The sequence below is a fragment of the Streptomyces sp. YJ-C3 genome (genome assembly GCF_053891275.1).
The window spans coordinates 3,588,008-3,607,443 of sequence record NZ_CM132685.1 but is presented as its reverse complement, the minus strand read 5'-3'; the positions used below and the strand labels follow the sequence as shown (position 1 = coordinate 3,607,443).

The window sequence follows — 19,436 nt, the reverse complement described above, 5'->3', positions numbered from 1 at the left end:
CCTGTCAGCGTCCGGGCTCTCAACGAGGACGGCGCCGGGCCGCCCGTCGGGACCGAGCCTACTGACCTATTCGGAGTGTTGTCGTCGGATAGTGAGTCAGCTTGAGTCCGGTGCCGGTGAGGCAGCCGTCGATGAGTTCGGGGTGGCGTTGAATGTGCCGCAGGCCGCGGCGGAGGGTGTGTTCGAGATGGTCGTCGTCGGTGAAGGCGACATTGGCCAGCGGACCGCGCCGCAGCAGTGACCAGACGCCCTCCACCGGGTTCAAGTCCGGGGTATACGAGGGCAGATGAACGATGGTGAGCCAGTCGTGGCCTGCCGCGTACTGGCGCATCCCGGCGGTCCGGTGGGTGTTGAGATTGTCCCAGATGAGGACGATGGGAGCCTTGAGCTGGATGTGGGCGCGAACGATGAGGTCGCGGTAGTCGGTCCAGGCGAAACTGTTGCGTCCCGTGCCGGGGTGCTTGCGGTGCCGGCGGGGCCGGTAGATCAGCCGGGAGAACTCGCCCGGCCGGTAACAGCACAGGGCGGCGATCGAATAGCGGCGCCAGGACCGGCCGCGCACCCGCACCACCGGCGTCTGCCCGCGCCGGCCCCAGGTCCGGGCCCGTGTCGGGGTCATCCCGCACCCGGCCTCGTCCTCGAAGACGAGGAAGGCGCCCAGCGCCGCCGCAGTCATTCCGCCTGCGGCCACACGTTTTTCTTCCACAGATGGACCGCGGATTCGTCGCGTTCAACGGCCCGGCGGGCGGGTGACTGCCAGGACCAGCCGTGCCGGTGCAGTAGCCGCCACACCGCCGCCGGCGAGACCTCCAGGGCGAATAGCCGGAAGATCAGTATGCGGATCCTCGCCAGGGTCCAGCGCTGGTCTTCCCAGCCGTGCACCGCCGGCCCCCGGGCCAGCTCCTGTTCCAGTTCGGTGAACCGGTCATCGCTCAGCCTGGGCAGCTTCGGCGGCCCGGCCGAGGTCAGGGCGGCGGTCCCGCCCTGGCGCCAGGCCCGCCGCCAGCGCTCCACCGAGCGCACACTGACCCGCAGTTCCTTCGCGATCACCGTGTTCTTCTCACCCCGCTCGAACCGTTCCCCGGCCTCGAGGCGAATCCGCTCACGAAAATGCTGCCGTTCGGCGGTCAGTCCACCGCCCTGTGCGTACCGCATACCACCGGCCTACCGCGGGAATCGCCGCCCGTCACCCCTCCCGACAACACCCCGAACAGATCAGTAACCCCTCGTCAACGGCGGAGCTCCGTACTTTACCCCCAGCTGAAATGGCACTATATGGGCGATATGCGTAGGCCGGGTTCTCGGCAACCGGCCACACGTGAGCGCCGTCCCGCTTGAGCAGCCTGACGGTGGCTTCGCCTTCCAACGTGGCGGCCACGACCTCGCCGTTCCCGGCTGTCTCCTGCACGCGGATGATCACGGTGTCGCCATCAAGCACGTGGGCGCCCGCCATCGAGTCGCCCTTCACTGGAATCCGACGGGTTCGCCGAATCTTGGAGGGCTCAGGAAGGGAACCGATGGCAGACTGCGCCCGATCGCGTGCGGTCTGACGTATGTTCGCGCGCCCGGGTATGTGCACTGATACAGCCGTAGGGACTCAGATCTGCTGAAAACAGGTAGCCGAGTGGCCGGCTCAGGTGGTGAGCAGTTCGGCGATCTCATGGGCGAGCTTCGGGCCGAGCGAGCCCCAGCCATCCTTGTAGCCGTACACACTCCCCAGGGTGCGGGCTTCGTAGTCGCCGTTCAGGAGGTCTATGTCGGTGGGGGTGATGAGCGACGGGTGGGGGACGCCGGCGGCGCCCGAGACCTTCAGCAAGTCCCGGCGCAGGGTGCGCAGGTACGTCGCGGCCCGGGTGCTCTTCGAGGGCGCGTCGATACCGCGCGCCAGCCACGGGTTCTGGGTGGCGATGCCGGTGGGGCACTTGTCGGTGTGGCACTTCTGGGCCTGGATGCAGCCGATGGAGAGCATCGCCTCACGGCCCACGTTGATCAGGTCGACGCCGAGGGCGAACGCGACGACGGCGTTCTCGGGCAGGCCGAGCTTGCCGGAACCGATGAAGGTGATGTCGTCGGTCAGGCCCCGCTCGGCGAACACGCCGTAGACGCGGGAGAAGCCCACGCGAAACGGCAGGGACACCGAGTCGGCGAAGATCAGGGGAGCCGCCCCGGTGCCGCCCTCGCCACCGTCGACGGTCACGAAGTCGACCCCTCGCTCGCCCCGCTCCATCAGGGTGGCGAGCTCCTCCCAGAAGTCCATCTCCCCGATGGCGCTCTTGATCCCGACCGGCAGTCCGGTCTCCGTGGCCAGCAGTTCCACGAAGTCGAGCATCGAGTCCACGTCGTGGAACGCGGTGTGCCGCGACGGCGAAGCGCAGTCCTCGCCCGCGGGAATGTCGCGGATCCGGGCGATCTCGTCGGTCACTTTCGCGCCCGGTAGCATGCCGCCGAGCCCCGGCTTCGCGCCCTGCGAGAGCTTGATCTCGATCGCCTTGACGGGCGCGTCCGCGACCGTGGACTTGAGCTTGTCGAGGTTGAACGTCCCGTCCTCGTTGCGGCAGCCGAAGTACGACGTGCCGATCTGGAGGACGAGGTCCCCGCCGTTGAGGTGGTAGGGCGACAGGCCGCCCTCGCCGGTGTTCTGCATCGTCCCGGCCAGCGCCGCGCCCTTGTTGAGGGCCGTGACGGCCGCGCTGGACAGCGAGCCGAAGCTCATCGCCGAGATGTTGATGACGCTCGCCGGGCGGAACGCCTTCGCGCGGCCGCGCGGTCCGCCGAGCACTTTGGCCGAGGGCAACGGCGCCTGCGGGTCGCTCAGATCGGGCAGCGCACCGGCGAAAGTACGCTGCTTCACGTACGCGTGACCCTGCTCGTGCTCGATGTCGTTGTCGGTGCCGAACCCGAAGTAGTTGTTCTCCCCCTTTGCCGACGCGTAGATCCAGCTGCGCTGGTCACGGCTGAAGGGGCGCTCCTCGTCGTTGGACGTCACGATGTACTGCCGTAGCTCGGGGCCGATCGTCTCCAGGATGTACCTGGCGTGTCCCACCAGGGGGAAGTTCCTCAGCAGCGCGTGCTTCTTCTGCACGAGGTCGCGGGCGGCCACCAGCGCCAACCCTGTGGCGGCTGCCGCACCTATGCTCCGAGCACGCATCACGAACGTTCCTCTCGTCGACCGGCTGAACCTCACGGTGGCCGTCTACCCCGCGCCGCGGAAATGCCACGCGCTGCCGAAGACCCGAGGGTGCCGCCCCTGCGGGAGGGCCGCGGCGCGGCCCGTACGGGGGTCGGGCCGCGCCGCGCGGGCGGGTCAGAGCGCCGAGTCGAGGTGCCCGAGGTGCTCGATGAGGTTCATGTTCTCGGCGTAGTCCACCGGGCAGTTGATGATCGACACGCCCGGGTCCGCCAGTGCCTCACTCAGCGTCGGCAGCAGCTCCCCGGCGGACTCGATGTGGTAGCCCTTCGCGCCGAAGCTGCGGGCGTACTGGACGATATCCGGGTTTGCGAAGTCGGTGTTGGAGTTTTCCCCGACCTCCAGGTCCATCTTCCACTTGATGAGCCCGTAGCCGTTGTCCTCCCAGATCAGCACGGTGAGCGGGATGTTCTCGCGGACCGCCGTCTCGATCTCCTGGGAGTGCATGAGGAACGAGCCGTCGCCGACCGTCGCCAGCACCTTCGTCTGGGGCCTGGCGAGCTGGACCGCGAGTGCGCCGGGCAGCGAGAAGCCCATGGTGGACAAGCCGTTGGAGATGAGGCAGGTGTTCGGCGCGTACGTCGGGTAGAGCCGGGCCATCCACATCTTCAGCGCGCCGGTGTCGACCAGCACGATGTCGTCGCGACCGAGCGCGGCACGGGTGTCGGCGATGACGCGCTGCGGGGCGAGCGGGTAGCGCTCGTCCGCGGCGCCCTGCTCGAGTTCCTTGGCCAGCAGCGCGCGGGTGGCCGTGGTGTCCTCGTCGTCGATGGTCCAGCGCAGGCCGTCGAGTTCGGTGGCGAGGGCGTCGAGGGAGGCGGAGATGTCACCGATGATGCCGACGTCGACCGAGTAGCTGTCGTCCACCTCCGCCGGGAAGCGGTGGATGTGGACGATCTTCTTGTCACCGTCCGGGTTTATCCGGGACGGGTCGAACTCCTGCAACTCGTAGCCGACGGCGATGACGACGTCGGCCTCCTCGAACCCGAAGTTGGTGTAGTCGCGCCGCATGAAGCCGAACGTGCCGGTCGCGCACGGGTGGTCGTCGGGCAGGACGCCCTTGCCGTGGAAGGTGGTCGCCGTCGACACGTCAAGTGCGGTGGCGAACGCCGCCAGCGACTCCTCGGCGCCGCCGCGCGCCGCGCCGTGACCAGCGAGGATCACCGGCCGGCGGGCCTCGCGCAGCAGCTCCGCCGCCCGCTTGATCTGCTTCGGGGACGGCGCCTCAGCCTGCACGACGTTCCTGCGCAGCGGGCGCAGGTCCGAGCCGTCCGTCGCCGCGTCGACGTCCTCGGGCACAGCGAGGTAGACGGCGCCCGGCCGCTCGGACTCCGCGGTCTTGAACGCGCGCCGCACCATCTCTGGCAGGGCCCGGGTGGCCGGGACCTCCGCCGACCACTTCGTGACCGGGGCGAACATGCTCACCAGGTCCACGAACTGGTGAGACTCCTTGTAGTTGCGCTCCTTGCCGACCTGCGCGGTGATCGCGACGACGGGCGTGCTGTTCGTCATGGCGTCGGCGACGCCCAGCATCAGGTTGATCGCGCCGGGCCCCAGCGTCGCGGACATCACCCCCGCCGAGCCGGTAAGCCGGCCGTGCATCTCCGCCATGAAGGACGCGGCCTGCTCGTGCCGGGTGAGGACGTAGCGGATCTTCTCCGAGCGGGCGAGGGCGTTGGTGAAGCGGATGTTCTCCTCGCCGGGCACGCCGAACACCACCTCGACGCCCTCGTTCTCCAGGCAGCGAACCAGGAGTTCGGCCGCTCCGTCGGGGGTCTGCTTCTGGTGCTCGGCGTCGCTCACGCTGATCGTGTCCTCTCCTGATTTCGGGCCGCGCCAATGGGGCGGGCCGGTCAGCCGTCTACCCCGGCCCGCCGGCCGGACGCCTGTGGACCGAGGCCACGAGAAGCTCAAGTGGAGCGGGGACGCGCCGTCCGGGCCTTCGGCGCCGCCTGAGGCGGCTCGTACGGGCGGCGCCGCGCGCCCTCGGAGAAGGACATCCGTAACTGGATCGCCGCCTGGAACACCGACCCCAAGCCCTACGTGTGGACGAAGACCGCGGACGAGACTCAGATGACCAGGAGGACACCTGTCCGGCTGAGCCCTGCCCCGGTTCGCCCGTCCAGGTAGTGGCAGGCGCGCGACGGGCTTGCCGAACCCGGTGGGCCCGATCCCGTTCGTACGGTCACCAGATGGCCTCGTACTCACAAGATCCGCGGTGCACAGCGCTCGCCGAGGCGGTGGAACCGCTGCTCCGGCGTAGCTCTCCCCCGGATGCCGACGGTTACGGCGGCTGTTTCCAGCTGGTCCTCGCGAGCAAGGACTCAGACCAGCTGGGCGGCCCAGCTCTGATCCGGGCCGCCCTTCGCGTGGCCGCCTGTCGCTTGGACTGGAGGGTCAGCACGTACGGCTTCGACCGGCCCGGTGCCTCGGATCAGGTGCTGCTGGGCATCGAAGACAAACGCCCGGTTCCGCGGCGCTACGCCGAGATCGTGCGCAGGGAACGCGACATCGCTGTACGCGCCGCAATCAACGCGTCGCCCGGCGCAGTGCCGCGCGGATCCTCGCGGCCTGCGCCCCTGCGGGGCACTCCTGCGGTACAGAGCCAGGAGTTCCTTGCCTCCGTCGCCGATCGTGGCCTGCTGAAGTGAGCTGCGCAGAGTTCTGTGCAGGAACGTCGCGGGAGCAGAGGTTCACCGTTGTCCGTGTGGGGTGAAGGGGCAGGCCCTCGCCGGAAGGCCTGCCCCTGGTGACTCACCACAGGGGAGGTGAGTTGCATGCGGGCTTTCACCAGGTCGCTGCCTTCGTACGTCTTCCAGTGTGTATGGGTGAGTACGAGGTGTGCCTGCTCCGTGAGCTCCTGTCGCAGTGCCGCGTAGGCGGCCTTGTCCTCGTCCGTCCAGCCGGCTGACGTGGGCTTGGACGACTGGTAGCCGTTGACCTTCCCGCCGTGTGCTGTCTCTTGGAGTTCCCAGCCGTCGAGAGGCTCCTCGGACCAGGGCAGGTTGTGGGCCTGGGGGAAGGCGGCGATCTCGGCGTACAGCTCGGCTGTCCGCTTCTGTGTGGCGAGGAGGTCGGACGGGAACGGGGAGGCGTCGGTCATGTGAGCGAGCGCAGTCGGGTGGTCCGACATTCAACGGGTTCGGCTGCGGGGCGTGCGGTGTCGGTGCTGAGGAGTTCAGCGGCCGGCAAGGCTCCCCATGAGAGCGTCATGGGGAGCCTTGGGGACTGCGGCCGGCGATCCAGCACCGGCACCACTCCTCCGGCTCCGCCAACGACAACCAGGTCAGGGTCGCCAAGAAGATCCTCGAAGAGGTCCACGCAGCGGAACGTCTCCCCCAAGGTCCTCGGCTCCACCGCGAAGGTGCACGTCAAGATCGACAAGAACGGGCTCGGCCACGGCGCCGTCGGCATGCTCGAAGTGTGGGGTGACAACGGCAAGCACGACTCCGAGATCATCGGCGTCATGGTCTCCGAGTCCCCCGACCGCGACGACCCCGGCGCCACGATGCGGCCCTACACCTCGAACGCGGGACCACTGTTCTCGAAGCGCTCCTTCTCCTCCGCCTCGATCTGCCGCCGCAACAGGTCTACCTGATCCTTCGCAGCCTTCGCGGCCACCTTCGCCGTCCGCGCCTGCACTCCCGAGTACCCAGTCCCCGCAATTGCCACGACCACCGCGGCGATCGCAGTGATCAACTCTCCGTCCATACGTCCCCCTTGGGCTGCGCTCCACCCCAGGAGCGTCCCTCAAACGGACAGTATCCGTCGCCGCAGCCGCCACATAGCGAGGATGTCTGACCTGCGACGTAGATTCGGCGCTCCCGCGGGCTCCGTCACCCGGACCGGGACGTATGGACACCTCCGGCCGGCCCGACCAACGTTGGCGACCAGGATGAGGAGCGAAGGATGCTGGCCGGATCGGTGCAGCACAGGCCGTCGTTGTCACTGGCCACAGGGACAGCAGCTGCCACCGCGTCGTCATGCGGGCTTCGCCTTGCCCGTCGGTGTCCGCTTGGTCGCCTTCTTCGCGGCCGTCTTCTTGGCCGGCGCCTTCTTCGTCGCGGCCTTCTTCTTCGCTTGCAGCTCGTGGACGTCGGCGTGCGCGCCCTCGCCGCGGGCGTCGGGGCCTTGGCGACGGACTGCTCCAGGGCGGCCATGAGGTCGACGACCTGACCAGCCGGCCCCTCTTCGCTCTCCATCTGCGGCGGCTTCTTGCCGGAGGCCTTCGCCTTGATGACGTCCGCGAGAGCATCCGTGTAGCGGTCGGTGGCCCAGTCGGCGTCGGCGATGGGCTCCTCACGCGTCATGGATTCGATGAGGAGGATCGCCTCGTCGACCTCCTTGTCGCTGATGTCGACGGCCTTGGGGGCGAGGGATTCCGGGGAGCGGATCTCGTCAGGCCACTTCAGGGCGTGCAGGGCGATGGCGTTCTCGACCACGCGCAGCAAGCCGAGTCCTTCCCTGCCGTGCCAGACGAACTTTGCGACTGCGGCCTTGCTTTTGCGCTCGAGGGCCTGCCTGAGGAGGACGTACGGCTTGGTGGCGACCTGCCCGTCGGTCTCCAGGTAGTAGCCCTCCCCGATTTGGATCGGGTCGATGGACTCGTAGGGCACGAAGGCGACGATCTCGATGGCCTTCGCCGTCGGCAGCGGGATCTCGCGGAGTTCCTCATCGGAGATAGCGACGACCTGGTCCTTCGCGTACTCGTAGCCCTTGCCGATCTCGGCGTTCGCGACCTCGCGGTCCTCGGTCTCGCAGATCTTCTTGGTGCGCACCCTGGCCATGTCTTCCAAGTGGTACTGGTGGAAACGCAGGCTGTGATCCTCGGTCGCTGCCGTGACCTTGATGGGGATCGTGACCAGCCCTAGCGCCGGTCCACACAGGGCGGGGCATGACGAACCTTCACAATCAGCCCCGAGACCACCAGGCTATGGCGCAGACCAGCGCACAGCATGCCGAGTGGCAGGCGCCCCAGAAGCAGGCCACCGTGACCGTATGGAGCAGAAGCAGCCCTGGCCCGGATGGGGCGACGGCGCAAGGCAGCCCGACGAACACCAGATCACCGAGCTGCCCGGCGACGCACCCCTGCTCAGCGAAGCGGCCCGGTCGAGCATCCTCGACCGCGAGATCAACACCTATGTGATCCACGGCTGCGGATCGAATCCCGAACTCCCGTGCAAGCCGTGCTCGTCAAAGGCCACGCGCCGAACCGCAGGCTGCACGCGATCCTGACCCTGGCCACCCGCCTGCTGTGGGGCATCGTGTGGATCGCAGTCGCCATCACGACGAAGGAAGAACGAGCCGTTCTTACCGTCGATGAATACGGGCGGCTCATGAGGGCGGTCAGCCGAGCCTGACCGTCCGTCGGCAAACCGAGCAGAGGCCTGACTGCCGTGAATATGCAAGTAATACGAGCGGCTATTCGTCTTCGTGGTGAGTGGCGTGACCGAGAAGCAGATTCTTCTTCACGAACCGCAGGATCAGGGCGGCCGCGACCCCGGCTCCCGCGGCCCAGGCGGCCGCTGGTACAAGGCCCACGCCGCAGGCGGTGGTCACGAAGAAGACCGCCAGGCAAAGTGCGATGGGAATCCAGAATCCGGAACTGATGTCGGACGGGTCCAGCTTGGGCATGTCTCCCTCTCCGCGGCAATGGCCTTGGGCAGGCCGGGAATTCTTCCTGCCCAAGGCCATAAGCGGCAAATCGTCAGCACCTCCAGAATGACCCAACCTGGCCACCGACGGCACCGAGGCCCGCCGCAGGCGCGACGCCCGGTCCGGTAAATGCTCCGACGAAGCCCGCGCTCACCGCGGAGGCCTGGCTGTACTTCGCGGCACACTTCCAGTCCCGGGCCGAGCCTGGTCGGCTGGAGCTTCACTCCCGACGAAGTTCTTAACCGGCTATCGGCGGCTCACACAGTGACCTGAGTTGCCGGTGAGTGATGAGGCAGCAGGCCAGTTTGAGGAAGGCTTCGTGAATGTCGGCTAGCCGTTCCCAGCGAACACGGAGCCGTCGGAAGCCGTGTGATCGTGGGTAGTTGGGCGGCATGAGGCTGTTGCTGCGAGGTCTGGTCGGTCTGGTTGTGGGTGCAGGGGTCGTGCTGCTGCTGGAGCGCTGGCTGGCGCAGGACTCGTGGGGTGCGGCGGCCGAGCAGACGGCGTGGTGGGCGGGAGCGATGGTGCTGGTGGTCGGGGTGGCGTGGTGGCGGGTGAATCGTCGGTAGAGGGTGCGCCCTGCCCACCGGATGGTGAGTAGGAGCGCGGAGGTGGCCGGCCGGAGGAGCAACGCGACCGAGGGGGTGGCCGGTCGCGCGCTCACGACGACGTCGGGGAGCGGGACGCCCGCTTCGATCTGTCGGGACAGTTCGCGCAGCCTCAGGAACGCGTGGCGATCGCGCTTGCGGAGGCGGCGCTGCGCGGTGGACCGACCTTGGGCGAGCCGCGACCAGATGCGGCGGGAGAGTTCGAGATCGTCGGCCGGCGCCTCGGCGAGCGTCGCCTTCAGTTCGCCGAGGAGTGCGGGGTGAGCTTGCACGCGCGGAGCAGTTCGGCGGGCCGGTCGCGGAGGACGCGCCGGAACGTCATCAGCTCGCCGTCGAGGTCATTGACGTCTCCATGCGCGCAGGCCGCCGGATCGTCGACAGCGGCGAGCGGTGGCTGAAGGGGCCGGCAGAGATGAGTGCCGTCGCGCTGCGGATTACTGAGGCAGCAGGCCACGGTTCTGACCGGTCGGCTGCGCTGCTGGCCGAGACGTCACCACGGGACGATCGGAGCATGCGGACGCGCCTACCCGGGGCCCGCGCCGGCACCGGGAGCCCCTGGCTGCGACGAAGGCGGCAGCGCGACACAGCTGGACACGCAGTTAGCTTAGGCTAAGCTAACTGCGTGTCGAAGACTCCCAGGCTTGTACCGAAGCACCCCGGCCTCTTCCGCGGTGAAGTCGTGAGCAGTGTCCGGTTTTCTCCGTCGATGCAGCGCGTGACGGTGACCGGCGACCCCTTCGCCACGTTCCCGTGGCAGGGCTACGACCACTGGTTCCGGCTCTTCTTCAAACTGCCGCACCAGGACCGGTTCGTCCTGCCGCACCTGTCCGGCTCCACATGGTGGGAGCCCTATCTCGCCCTCCCCGAGGACGAGCGTCCGCACTGCGCCAACTACACCGTGGCGGACTTCCGCCCGGAGAAGGCGGAACTGGACATCGACTTCGTGGTGCACTGCGGCCCGACGGGCGAACCCGAGGGCGCCGCGGCGATCTGGGCGTGCGCCGCCCGCGCCGGCGACCCGATCGCGCTGCTCGACCAGGGCCTCCTGTTCGACTGCCCGGACGACGCGTCCGAGGTGCTGCTGGTGGCCGACGAGAGCGGCCTTCCCGCGACCGGCGGTGTGCTGCGCTCACTCCCCCGCGGCACTGTCGGCCGCGTCATCCAGGAGATCCCGGCGGACGGCGACCGGCGCGAACTCGGTGCGCCGGAAGGGGTCTCCGTGACGTGGGTCGTACGCAATGACCCCACGGCCGTGCCCGGCGCGGCGGCGCTGAAGGAACTGCGGCGCCACGAGAAGGTGTCCGAGACGGGGTACGCGTTCGTCATCGGCGAATCGACGCTCGCCACGGAGGGCCGCCGGCATCTGCACAAGGCGGGGCTTCCGAAGAACCGGATCACCTTCTCCGGCTTCTGGAAGCACAGCCGGGTCAAGGCCGCCTCGTAGGGCAGCGCCCGGAGCCCCTGGTCAGCCCTTCCGTGCCCTGACGGTCGACGGTGCAGACCGTCGGGCGGCTCTCCTCGTGTCGTTCGGGGCGGAGGCGGGACGGACGGTCCCGTCCCGTTCCGCGGCGAGCCGGGTCAGAGCAGTGCGGTCGCCCGCAGGGACGGCTGGAGCAGATCGCCGTGTGCCAGCACCATGGCGTCGCACAGCTCCCAGATGCGTTCCACGGGCAGCGCGGCGGCGGTCGCCGGGTCCGCCATGGCGGCCTGCCGGATCGCACGCGGGTCGTCCTCCAGTGCGGCCCTGACGACCAGGTCGTTCATGCTCAGATAGCCGCGGTTGAGGGCCGCGCACTGGGCGGGCAGGGCACCGATCCGGGTCGGCTGCACGCCCGACGCGTCGACCAGGCAGGGGACTTCGACGGTGCCGGTCGCCGGGAGGTTGTCGATCAGGCCGTGGTTGGGGACGTTGCCGTAGACGGTGCGCGGGGTGCCGGTGGTGATGCTGTGGATGATCTGGGGCGCGTACTCCATCGTGCCCTCGACATCGAGCGGGGCCCCGGCGCGGAGCGCGTCGCGGGTCTTCTCGTACAGGGCGACGTTCTCGTCGACGATGCCGAGGTAGGCGCCGACGGGCAGCCGCAGCCGCTCGATCTCGCTGTCGTGGTGCAGGTACCAGGGCACGTACTCGGCGGAGTGCTCGCTCGTCTCGGTCGGGTAGTAGCCGAGGCGCCGGTACATGTCGACGCGCACCCGGCGCCGCAACTGCGGCTCGGAGGCGATGAGTTCGTCGAGTCGGGGATAGAGGTCCTCGCCGTCGTGCTCGAACCGCAGCAGCCAGGCTTGGTGATTGACGCCGGCCGCGCGGTAAGTGACCTGCTCGTAGGGCACGTTCAGCAGGTCCGAGAGGTCGCGTAGCGTCCAGTAGACGGAGTGGCACAGGCCCACGACGCGCGTGAGTCCGGTGGCGGCGGTGAGGTACTGGACGTTCATCGCCATGGGGTTGGTGTAGTTGAGCAGCCACGCGTCCGGGCACAGTTCCGCGATGTCCGCGCCGAGCGCCTTCAGCACGGGGAAGGTGCGCAGCGCGCGGAAGATGCCGCCGACGCCGAGGGTGTCGCCGATGGTCTGGCGGACGCCGTGGGCCGCGGGTACGTCGAAGTCCGTGCGGGTCGACGCGCCCATGCCGACCTGGACGATGTTGATGACGAAGTCGGCGCCGGCCAGGGTCTCTCGGCGGTCCGGGTGCGCGGTGACGGTGACGTACGGGGTGGCCCCGGCACGGTCGGCGATGTGCCGGGCCGCGCCGAGGGCGGTCTCCAGTCGCTCCGGGTCGATGTCGTGCAGGGCGATGTGGAGGTCGCGGAGATCGGGGAAGGCGAAGAGGTCCGTCAGGAGCCCCTGGGTGAAGACAACGCTTCCGGCGCCGATGAAGGCGATCTTCGTGGCGTTCTTCGTGGCGTTCTTCGTGGTGGTCATGAGACGTTCTTTCCGTTGCGAGTACTGGTGCGGGGCCGCGGCCGGTGCTGTGAAAGGTGCGGTGACGCGTGCGGTGGCAGTGTTGTTACGCGGGTGGCCGGGGCACGGTGGGGAGCGCGGCGTCCGCCTCGGCCCAGGTGGGCTGGGCCGGCGTGCCGCCGTACGCCCGGGTGGACAGAGCCCCGCAGACCGAGGCGAGTTCGAGCGCGTCGGCGGCGGAGTGCCCGGCCAGCACGGCCGCGACGAAGCCCGCGTCGAAACTGTCGCCCGCGCCGACCGTGTCCAGCGGCTCGGCCTGGATGCCGCGGGTGCGGAGCGCGGTCCGGCCGTCGTGGACGAGGGCTCCGTCCGCGCCGTCCTTGACGGCCACCAGAGGTCCGCGCAGGGCGAGTTGACGTGCCGCCGCGTCGAGGGGCGCGTCCTCGGGCAGGCCGGCGAGGGCGCGGGCTTCGCGGGCGTTGGGCAGCAGGAAGTCGGTGACGGCGAGCACCGAGCCGAACCCGTCGGGGTCGCCGGTGTCCCACTTCCCGGCCGGGTCGTCGTTGGTGTCCAGCGAGGTGGTGGCCCCCCGCTCGCGCGCCGTGCGGAAGAGCGCGGGCAGCGCCTCGGCGAGCTTCGGCAGCAGGAAGTACGAGGCTGCGTGCACGTGGCGGCTGTCGCCGAGCAGCGCCTCGGGTACGTCGTCGGCGCTCGTGGCGGCGAGGGTGCCGGGCGAGGTGAGGATCGTACGGTCGCCGCCGCCGCGCGTCACCACGACCGTGAGCGGGGTCGACAGGGCGGGGTCGACCCGGACGGCGCTGGTGTCGACGCCGCGGGTGGCGAGTGCGGCCGTGACGAAGCGTCCTGCCTCGTCGTCCCCGACCCGCCCCGCGAAGGCGACCTTCAGGCCGAGGCGCGCGGCGCCGCACGCCATGATCGCGGCGGAGCCGCCGAGGGTCAGCAGGCCCGTGTCGACGAGTTGTTCGCGCTGGCCGAAGGCGAGCGGCGCGTCGAGGGGGCCGAGGACGATGTCGGGGTTGGCGTCCCCGATGACCAGCAGATCGTAGGTGAATGAGGTGTGCGGGACGGGCGAGGCGTGCGGCAGCATCCGGTTTCCCTGAGGTTGCGATGCGGAGAGGTGAGCGGGGTGGTCCGGTCTCATCGCCTGCTCATCCCTTGAGCCCCGACGAGGTGATGGACTGGACGAACGACTTCTGGGCGAAGAGGAAGGCGAGCAGCACCGGCAGCACGGTGATCACGTTGCCGGCCATGACCGCCGACCACTTCGTGTGGTGCAGGCCCTGGAAGGTCGTCAGGCCGAGTTGCAGCGTGTACTGCGTGTCGTGGTTGATGGCGATCAGGGGCCAGGTCAGGTCGTTCCAGGTGGTCAGGAAGGTCAGTACCGCGACGGTGCTCAGCGCGGGCCGCGACATCGGCAGCACGATCAGGAAGAGCACGCGCAGCCGTGAACAGCCGTCCATCCAGGCGGCCTCCTCCAGTTCCCTGGGCAGCGACAGGAAGAACTGCCGCAGCAGGAAGACCGCGAACGGGGTGACCAGCGACGGCACGATGAGCGCGCCCAGGGTGTCGATCAGCCCGAGCCGTTTCATGACGAGGAAGGTCGGGATCATCGTGAGCTGGAACGGGATCGCCATCGTCGCCAGCATCAGCCCCATCAGCAGCCGGGACCCGGCGAACCGCATCCGGGCGAACGCGTACCCGCCGAGGGCGCCGAGGACCAGGTTGGACACGACCGCGACGACCGAGACGATCAGGGAGTTGGCGAAGCAGCGGGGGAACATCGCGTTGCCGAGGACGTACCGGTAGCCGCCGATGTCGATACCGGAGGGCCACAGTGCGGGCGGGAAGCGGTTGATCTCGGCGTTGTTCATCACGGAACTGAGCAGCAGCCAGATCAGCGGGATCGCGAAGACCAGGGCGAGCGGGGCGAGCAGCAGGTGCCAGGCGCTGAAGGGCAGCCGGGCCCGGCCCTTGGGGCGCGCGGCGGGCGGGGTGGTGAGCGTCACTGGTCGGCTCCTTCCAGGGGTGCCGGGCGTACGGAACGGCTCCGCACCAGCCGAAGCCCCACGGTGACCACGCCCAGCGCCAGAGCGAGGACGTAGGCCGCCGCCGCGCCGTAGCCGGCCGTGAAGTTCTTGAAGGCCTGCTCCCAGATGAAGTAGACGATCACCGTGGTCGAGCCGAGCGGCCCGCCCTTGGTCGTCACGTACACCAGGTCGAAGACCTGCAGGGCGTTGATGGTCTGCCACACCAGCAGGAACACACTGACCGGCGTCAGCGCGGGCAGGGTGACGTGCCGCAGCAGGTGCCACCGCCCGGCACCGTCAAGGCGTGCCGCCTCGATCAGGGACGGCTCCACGTCCTGGAGCGCGGCGAGGAAGACGACGACGCAGAAGCCGGTGCCGCTCCAGAGCGAGATGGCCACCAGTACGAGGAGCGCCTGCCCCGGATCGGAGAGGAAGCCCTGCGGGGAGACGCCGAGATGGTGCAGTACGGAGTTGGCGACGCCGAACTCCGGGTCGAGGATGAAGGAGAACAGGACGCCCTGTGCAGTGGCCGAGACGACGAACGGCACGAAGAACAGGGTCCGGTAGAGCCCCACGAAGCGGATGCGCTGGTTCAGTGCGAGGCCCAGCGCCATGCCGAGGCCGATGGAGAGCGGCACGTACAGCGCCGTGTAGAGCACGGTGTTCCACACGGCCTCGGCGAAGTGCGGATCCTGGCGCAGCGCACGGTAGTTGTCGAGGCCGACCCAGCGGCTGGGGGTGACCAGGTCGTCCGCCTGGAAGGAGAGGAGGAGGGACCAGCAGACGGGGACGACGCTCAGGCCGAGGATGATCAGGACGGCGGGCGAGATGTACGCCCAGGCGGTCGCGGACTCGCCGCGGCGCGGCGGCGATCCGCCCTTGCGCGGGAGCCGGGCCTCCGCACGCCCGACCGGTCGGCCGGGGTCCTTCCCACGGGCGCGGCCTGCGCGCAGAGAACCGGGGTCTTGGTCGGGAAGCGTGAGCGGGGCGGGCAGTCGGGGCATGACGGTTCTCCTGAGCGCGGTGTACGCGGTGTACGCGGTCTGCGCGGGGCAGCTGTCCGCACGGGTGGGGCTGCCCGTGCGCTGTACGCGGGCACGGTCGATGCCGTGCGCCTGGTCACCGCGGGATGAGGAGCGCGGCGTCGGCCTCCCGCGCGCACCGGCGCAGCGCCTCGGCCGGGCTGCTTCTGCCGAGCAGTACGGCGGAGACGGCCTGGCCGAGCGCCTGCGAGATCTGCGGGTAGGCGGGGTGCACCGGGCGTACGCGGGCGGAGTCCAGTGCCTGTGTGAACACGGAGAGGCCCTCGGTCTCCGCGTCCCGCTTCCGCCAGGCCGGCAGCGCCGCGGTCGGGCGGCTGAGCGGCAGGCTGCCCGCCTGGACGTCCCAGCGCACGTCCTGGGCGGGCTGCGTCAGCCACGTCACGAAGGTGCGCGCGGCCCGGACCCGCGCCGGGCCGTTGTCGAAGACCGTCCAGGTGTCCGGTCCCGAAATGGTCATCGGGCGACGGCTGTAGCTGGGCAGCGGGACGACGTGGTAGTCGATCTTCGCGTTCCGGATGTCGGGAAGCTGCCACGGCCCGGTGACGACCATGCCCATCCGTCCGGCGAGGAAGACCTGGTACATCTGCTCGCTGCCGGGCTTGGGGTCGATGTACACGCTCTTCGCCCGCGCGAGGGTTTCCACCGTCTCCAGGGCCCGTACGCCCTCCTTCGCGAAGCCGATCGACTTCCCGTCCGGCGCGACGACCTCACCGCCCAGGTCCCACACCATCGGCCACAGCCGCCACACCGTGTCCTCGTCGCCCACCCCCGGCCAGCCGGTGCCGAAGACGGAGCGCCGCCGGTCGGTGAGGCGGGCGGCCGTGTCGGTGAATTCCTGCCAGGTCCAGCCGGGTTCGGGCAGCGGCAGGCCGGCGTCGCGGAAGACCTTCTTGTTGCAGACGACGGCGAGCGAGTCGATCAGTGCGGGGGCCGCGCGCACCCGGCCGTTGACGGTGACGGCGTCCCGCGCCGGCTTCCAGTACCCGTCCCACGGGACGGGACCCGAGCGGAAGGTGTCGGTCAGGTCGACCGCCGACGGGCTGCGCGCGACGCTGGCGAGGTCCGAGCCGAAGACGTACACGATGTCCGGGAAGGAACCGGACGCGAGCGCCGCGGTGATCTTCTGGAGCATCGCGTCGGACAGGACGCCGCCGCCCGCGTCGACGCGGATCCGGGGGTGGGTTCGGTTGAACTCCCGGACCAGCGCCTCGATCACGGTGCGCGCGGTGTCGGTCTGGCCGTGCCACAGTTCGACCGTGACGCGGCCGTCGGGGCCGACGCCGTCCGACGCGTCCGCGCCGCATCCGGACAGCGCGGCCGGCGCGGCGGCGCCGAGCGCAAGGCCGGTGCCCCGGCGCAGGATCCGGCGGCGGGACGGGTGGGACGTACGAGGGTTCGCGGCCATGTGCACCTCCAAGGGGCGTGCGGAGCACGCCGTGCCGTATCACCGAAGGCCTGGTGCATCCCAGACCGAGAGCCCTGTTCACCAGGGACCGGGGCGCCGGAGCGCAGGACGGGGAGGGTGCCGGTCAGCAGGTCTGCCGCAGATAGCCGCTGCTGCCGGCCGGAGAGACGTCCATGTCCCGGCGGACGATGGACAGTTCGTCCTTCCAGCCCTGGCAGGCGGTGGCGAGCCCCTTGGCGGTGTACTCGATGACGATCACGTCGTCACCGAAGTGGTCGGTGAAGGAGTCGCACTCGTTCCACTCCCCGCACTCCTCCGCGACGGCGAAGTCGAGCCCGGTGGTGGAGCGGTGCTCGGCGAGGTCGGCGGTGTTCTTCTGGGCGATCGCCAGGCCCTTGGAGTGCGCGTGGGCGGAGAGCTGGGTGATGTACGCCATGGCCGCCGAGGCGCCGAACCCGCCCTGGCTGCGGGTGTAGCTGTCGTAGTTGTCGGGCTCGACCGCCTGGAAGCCCTTGGCCGCGCAGCCGTCGATCCAGCCGTTCACCTTGGCGGCGATCCGTTCGCGCTTGGCGGCCGTGCTCACGTCCAGGACGGCCTCGTTCCACTCCTCGTCGATGATGACGTCGCCCGCGGAGTCCCGCAGGAGGAGGTCGGCGTCCCACGCGTCGAGTTCGTCGGGCTGCACCTGGAAGGCGTTGACGTAGCAGATGTTGTAGAGGCCGGGGGCCGCCGTGGCGCGACGCCCGCGGTCACGGCTCACCACGGACACCCCCGCGGGCGGGGTGTACGCGCCGCCGATCTGGTAGTCGAACCCGGCGTGGGCCGGGGGAAGGGTCAGTGCGGCGGCCGCGGGGGACGCGCTGAGGACGGGGGCGACCAGCGTCGCCGAGAGGGCCACGACCGCGGCGGAGATCCGGCGGGTACGGGCACGATCGATGCTCACTGTCGAGCTCCAGTGTGATGGAGGGTACGTCCCCGCCTCGGGCCCTGGAGTGACCCTGGCGACTGTGTCCGGGCTTGCGGGCCGTGGGGCCCTGGCGCTTACCGGCTAGGCGTACCTCTGACGCCGCGAGCCCTGCTTCGCGTGCTCGGCTCCGGCGTTTCGAGGAGTAAAGCGATCAGCTCTCCCCGTGTCAACAGAAGGCGAAGTAGGAGGTGGTCCCGGTGAGTTCGAACAGGCGCTGGAGCACGGGCTGCAAAGGGCCTCGCAGCATGAGGACCGAGTCGCTGCGGCGCAGGTGCCGCTGGGTGTTGATCAGCGCGTGGAGCAGCGCGGAGTCGGCCCAGACGAGGCCGCGCAGGTCGATGACGACGGTGGGGGTGCCGGCCGCCTTCTCGATGTGGGCGACTAACTCTTCGGTGGTGTCCCATTCCAGGAAACCGAGGACCGAGATCGTCGCCGTGGCGCCCGCGTCAGTACGGTTGATGGTGACGGAGCGGTGGGTGTGGCGACCTTCGTCGTTGCTGTCGTACGGGGCGCGTGTCATGCCGGCCTCCTGGTCGTTCCGGGCCGGGGGTCACTCGTTCGTGTGAGGGCAGGGGCTGCCCGGCGTCCGTCGGGGGGCGCGGGGCAACCGGGAGGCAGGGGAATCGCCGGGGTGCGGAGGTTCGTATGACGCTGTGGCACAGCGGCGGCACGCTGAGCGGGGTACCGGACAATCCCGCGGAGGCGCGGGAGGCCGTCGACCTGCTGATCGAGGAACCGGGCGAAGCCTGTCCCGTTGCGCTGCGCGGCGACATCATGCTGGCGGTGTCCGAACTGGTCTCCAATGCCGAGCAGCACACTCCGGGCATCCGCTGTTTCACCGCGGCGGTGCACGGAGGCACGCTCGGCGTGACCGTCGACTACGCGCCCGGCGGGCGAGGGGACTTCCACATGTCCAGCCGGGCCGGGTACGGCTGGTCGATCGTGACGGCCGTCGCCGCGTCGGTCACCGCCACCCAGCCGCTGACCGGCGGCAAGCGCGTACGTGTCCTGCTCCGACTGCACTGACAACAAGCTCACTTCCCGCTCAGTCACCCCATCGACGGCCCCGTTGGCGCCAGTACCCCCAGGGCGCGGCGCCCAACGTCCCTCGATCGTGGGAAGAGAATCATCAACAGACGGTCACGTGTTCAGCGCACCGGCAGGTGGGCACGGATGATCTTGCCGCGCCCGTCGGGGCGGACCTCCACGGAGATCTTCTCGGCCAACCGCTGTACCAGCGCCCAGCCGAAGCCACCCGGCTCCAGAGCGTCGCGCGGCGGCGACAGGGGCAGCGCCGAACTGTGGTCGCCCACCTCGATCACCACGTGGCCGCCCTCGGCACGCACCTGGAACCACGCCAGGCCGCCGCCGTGCCGACGAGCGTTGGACACGAGTTCCGAGCAGGCCAACTGGGCATCCGCCAGGCGCTGTTCCACCTGCGCGCCGGCACCTTCGGGAGCGTCGGCGGCGCATGCGTGGACCGCTCGGCGCACTTGCTCACGCGCCTGCGCACCTGACATCTCCCGCAGGCCCGGGGCGGGCTGCGGGGGCGGACGCGATGCGTCCTGTCCGTCGTGGTGCGCCGCCCTCATGGCGTGCTCTTGCTTCCACTGGACGGTGCACCC

21 protein-coding genes and 1 pseudogene are annotated in these 19,436 nt (G+C 69.6%); 6 read left to right on the top strand and 16 right to left on the bottom strand.

Going from position 1 to position 19,436, the window contains the following annotated elements; genetic code table 11:
• Positions 1 to 58: 58 nt before the first annotated feature.
• From ACVHNB_RS15835 to ACVHNB_RS15820, 4 genes are all read right to left on the bottom strand, one after another.
• Positions 59 to 1,155, bottom strand: a protein-coding gene (locus ACVHNB_RS15835) for an IS630 family transposase (protein ID WP_456228398.1) whose coding sequence is annotated in 2 segments (ribosomal slippage) — positions 59 to 691 and positions 694 to 1,155 — 1,095 coding nt in all. Because the reading frame shifts where the segments join, the coding sequence is not laid out codon by codon here.
• Between the two features lie 31 nt (positions 1,156 to 1,186).
• Complete coding sequence (locus ACVHNB_RS15830) at positions 1,187 to 1,453, bottom strand: LexA family protein (RefSeq protein ID WP_456228397.1); 267 nt, start codon at positions 1,451 to 1,453, stop codon at positions 1,187 to 1,189.
• A gap of 180 nt (positions 1,454 to 1,633) precedes the next feature.
• Positions 1,634 to 3,148 (bottom strand): FMN-binding glutamate synthase family protein, encoded by a 1,515-nt coding sequence (locus ACVHNB_RS15825; protein ID WP_428950524.1) that lies wholly within the window; start codon positions 3,146 to 3,148, stop codon positions 1,634 to 1,636.
• Positions 3,149 to 3,304: 156 nt separating this feature from the next.
• Positions 3,305 to 4,990 (bottom strand): acetolactate synthase large subunit, encoded by a 1,686-nt coding sequence (locus ACVHNB_RS15820; protein WP_456228396.1) that lies wholly within the window; start codon positions 4,988 to 4,990, stop codon positions 3,305 to 3,307.
• Positions 4,991 to 5,379: 389 nt separating this feature from the next.
• Here ACVHNB_RS15820 and ACVHNB_RS15815 point away from each other — a divergent pair, with 389 nt between their 5' ends.
• Together ACVHNB_RS15815 and ACVHNB_RS15810 are read left to right on the top strand one after the other, a co-directional pair.
• Positions 5,380 to 5,838 (top strand): hypothetical protein, encoded by a 459-nt coding sequence (locus tag ACVHNB_RS15815; RefSeq protein ID WP_456228395.1) that lies wholly within the window; start codon positions 5,380 to 5,382, stop codon positions 5,836 to 5,838.
• A 713-nt stretch (positions 5,839 to 6,551) separates the two neighbouring features.
• Positions 6,552 to 6,785, top strand: coding sequence for a hypothetical protein (locus ACVHNB_RS15810; protein ID WP_456228394.1), 234 nt, complete (start codon positions 6,552 to 6,554; stop codon positions 6,783 to 6,785).
• Positions 6,786 to 7,023: 238 nt separating this feature from the next.
• On the opposite strand, the gene ku is transcribed toward ACVHNB_RS15810, so the two are convergent.
• On the bottom strand, positions 7,024 to 8,004 hold the full coding sequence (gene ku, locus ACVHNB_RS15805) for a non-homologous end joining protein Ku (RefSeq protein WP_456228891.1): 981 nt from the start codon (positions 8,002 to 8,004) through the stop codon (positions 7,024 to 7,026).
• A 181-nt stretch (positions 8,005 to 8,185) separates the two neighbouring features.
• Between ku and ACVHNB_RS15800 the strand changes: the two genes are divergently transcribed.
• Positions 8,186 to 8,422 carry a hypothetical protein gene (locus ACVHNB_RS15800; protein ID WP_456228393.1) on the top strand — a complete coding sequence of 79 codons (237 nt, stop codon included), beginning with the start codon at positions 8,186 to 8,188 and terminating at the stop codon, positions 8,420 to 8,422.
• A gap of 186 nt (positions 8,423 to 8,608) precedes the next feature.
• Here ACVHNB_RS15800 and ACVHNB_RS15795 read toward each other — a convergent pair whose 3' ends face one another.
• Complete coding sequence (locus tag ACVHNB_RS15795; protein ID WP_456228392.1) at positions 8,609 to 8,821, bottom strand: hypothetical protein; 213 nt, start codon at positions 8,819 to 8,821, stop codon at positions 8,609 to 8,611.
• 259 nt (positions 8,822 to 9,080) lie between these two features.
• A pseudogene (locus ACVHNB_RS15790) lies at positions 9,081 to 9,212 on the bottom strand (IS5/IS1182 family transposase); the annotation flags it as partial.
• A gap of 58 nt (positions 9,213 to 9,270) precedes the next feature.
• On the opposite strand from ACVHNB_RS15790, the gene ACVHNB_RS15785 reads away from it, so the two are divergent.
• Positions 9,271 to 9,411, top strand: a complete 141-nt coding sequence (locus ACVHNB_RS15785; protein ID WP_456229017.1) for a hypothetical protein — start codon at positions 9,271 to 9,273, stop codon at positions 9,409 to 9,411.
• Positions 9,412 to 9,688: 277 nt separating this feature from the next.
• Here ACVHNB_RS15785 and ACVHNB_RS15780 read toward each other — a convergent pair whose 3' ends face one another.
• Entirely contained in the window at positions 9,689 to 9,904 is a 216-nt protein-coding gene (locus tag ACVHNB_RS15780; protein WP_456228391.1) for a hypothetical protein, read from the bottom strand.
• 168 nt (positions 9,905 to 10,072) lie between these two features.
• Here ACVHNB_RS15780 and ACVHNB_RS15775 point away from each other — a divergent pair, with 168 nt between their 5' ends.
• Positions 10,073 to 10,894: a siderophore-interacting protein gene (locus ACVHNB_RS15775; RefSeq protein WP_428950530.1), complete on the top strand. Its 822-nt coding sequence runs from the start codon at positions 10,073 to 10,075 to the stop codon at positions 10,892 to 10,894.
• 134 nt (positions 10,895 to 11,028) lie between these two features.
• Here the strand turns inward: ACVHNB_RS15775 and melA are convergent, their stop codons facing one another.
• The 7 genes from melA to ACVHNB_RS15740 all read right to left on the bottom strand — a co-directional run bounded on the left by melA (position 11,029) and on the right by ACVHNB_RS15740 (position 18,331).
• Entirely contained in the window at positions 11,029 to 12,369 is a 1,341-nt protein-coding gene (gene melA, locus ACVHNB_RS15770) for an alpha-galactosidase (RefSeq protein WP_456228390.1), read from the bottom strand.
• 85 nt (positions 12,370 to 12,454) lie between these two features.
• Positions 12,455 to 13,456, bottom strand: a complete 1,002-nt coding sequence (locus ACVHNB_RS15765) for a carbohydrate kinase family protein (protein WP_456228389.1) — start codon at positions 13,454 to 13,456, stop codon at positions 12,455 to 12,457.
• 61 nt (positions 13,457 to 13,517) lie between these two features.
• Entirely contained in the window at positions 13,518 to 14,375 is an 858-nt protein-coding gene (locus ACVHNB_RS15760) for a carbohydrate ABC transporter permease (protein ID WP_456228388.1), read from the bottom strand.
• On the bottom strand, positions 14,372 to 15,400 hold the full coding sequence (locus tag ACVHNB_RS15755; RefSeq protein ID WP_456228387.1) for a carbohydrate ABC transporter permease: 1,029 nt from the start codon (positions 15,398 to 15,400) through the stop codon (positions 14,372 to 14,374). The genes ACVHNB_RS15760 and ACVHNB_RS15755 overlap by 4 nt, the downstream gene beginning before the upstream one ends.
• Before the next feature lie 115 nt (positions 15,401 to 15,515).
• Positions 15,516 to 16,844: an ABC transporter substrate-binding protein gene (locus ACVHNB_RS15750; RefSeq protein ID WP_456228386.1), complete on the bottom strand. Its 1,329-nt coding sequence runs from the start codon at positions 16,842 to 16,844 to the stop codon at positions 15,516 to 15,518.
• A 124-nt stretch (positions 16,845 to 16,968) separates the two neighbouring features.
• Positions 16,969 to 17,787 (bottom strand): endo alpha-1,4 polygalactosaminidase, encoded by an 819-nt coding sequence (locus ACVHNB_RS15745; RefSeq protein ID WP_456228385.1) that lies wholly within the window; start codon positions 17,785 to 17,787, stop codon positions 16,969 to 16,971.
• A 190-nt stretch (positions 17,788 to 17,977) separates the two neighbouring features.
• Positions 17,978 to 18,331: an STAS domain-containing protein gene (locus ACVHNB_RS15740; protein ID WP_428950537.1), complete on the bottom strand. Its 354-nt coding sequence runs from the start codon at positions 18,329 to 18,331 to the stop codon at positions 17,978 to 17,980.
• A gap of 125 nt (positions 18,332 to 18,456) precedes the next feature.
• On the opposite strand from ACVHNB_RS15740, the gene ACVHNB_RS15735 reads away from it, so the two are divergent.
• Positions 18,457 to 18,837, top strand: a complete 381-nt coding sequence (locus ACVHNB_RS15735) for an ATP-binding protein (RefSeq protein ID WP_456228384.1) — start codon at positions 18,457 to 18,459, stop codon at positions 18,835 to 18,837.
• Between the two features lie 122 nt (positions 18,838 to 18,959).
• Here ACVHNB_RS15735 and ACVHNB_RS15730 read toward each other — a convergent pair whose 3' ends face one another.
• On the bottom strand, positions 18,960 to 19,331 hold the full coding sequence (locus ACVHNB_RS15730; protein WP_456228383.1) for an ATP-binding protein: 372 nt from the start codon (positions 19,329 to 19,331) through the stop codon (positions 18,960 to 18,962).
• Positions 19,332 to 19,436: the final 105 nt, after the last annotated feature.

Coding starts and splice junctions, on each gene's coding strand:
- ACVHNB_RS15755 (WP_456228387.1), bottom strand. CDS start 15,400: ATGCCCCGACTGCCCGCCCCGCTCACGCTTCCCGACCAAGACCCCGGT.
- ACVHNB_RS15800 (WP_456228393.1), top strand. CDS start 8,186: ATGGAGCAGAAGCAGCCCTGGCCCGGATGGGGCGACGGCGCAAGGCAG.
- ACVHNB_RS15830 (WP_456228397.1), bottom strand. CDS start 1,453: ATGGCGGGCGCCCACGTGCTTGATGGCGACACCGTGATCATCCGCGTG.
- ACVHNB_RS15815 (WP_456228395.1), top strand. CDS start 5,380: ATGGCCTCGTACTCACAAGATCCGCGGTGCACAGCGCTCGCCGAGGCG.
- ACVHNB_RS15765 (WP_456228389.1), bottom strand. CDS start 13,456: ATGCTGCCGCACGCCTCGCCCGTCCCGCACACCTCATTCACCTACGAT.
- ACVHNB_RS15750 (WP_456228386.1), bottom strand. CDS start 16,844: ATGGCCGCGAACCCTCGTACGTCCCACCCGTCCCGCCGCCGGATCCTG.
- ACVHNB_RS15825 (WP_428950524.1), bottom strand. CDS start 3,148: ATGCGTGCTCGGAGCATAGGTGCGGCAGCCGCCACAGGGTTGGCGCTG.
- melA (WP_456228390.1), bottom strand. CDS start 12,369: ATGACCACCACGAAGAACGCCACGAAGAACGCCACGAAGATCGCCTTC.
- ACVHNB_RS15795 (WP_456228392.1), bottom strand. CDS start 8,821: ATGCCCAAGCTGGACCCGTCCGACATCAGTTCCGGATTCTGGATTCCC.
- ACVHNB_RS15730 (WP_456228383.1), bottom strand. CDS start 19,331: ATGTCAGGTGCGCAGGCGCGTGAGCAAGTGCGCCGAGCGGTCCACGCA.
- ACVHNB_RS15735 (WP_456228384.1), top strand. CDS start 18,457: ATGACGCTGTGGCACAGCGGCGGCACGCTGAGCGGGGTACCGGACAAT.
- ACVHNB_RS15740 (WP_428950537.1), bottom strand. CDS start 18,331: ATGACACGCGCCCCGTACGACAGCAACGACGAAGGTCGCCACACCCAC.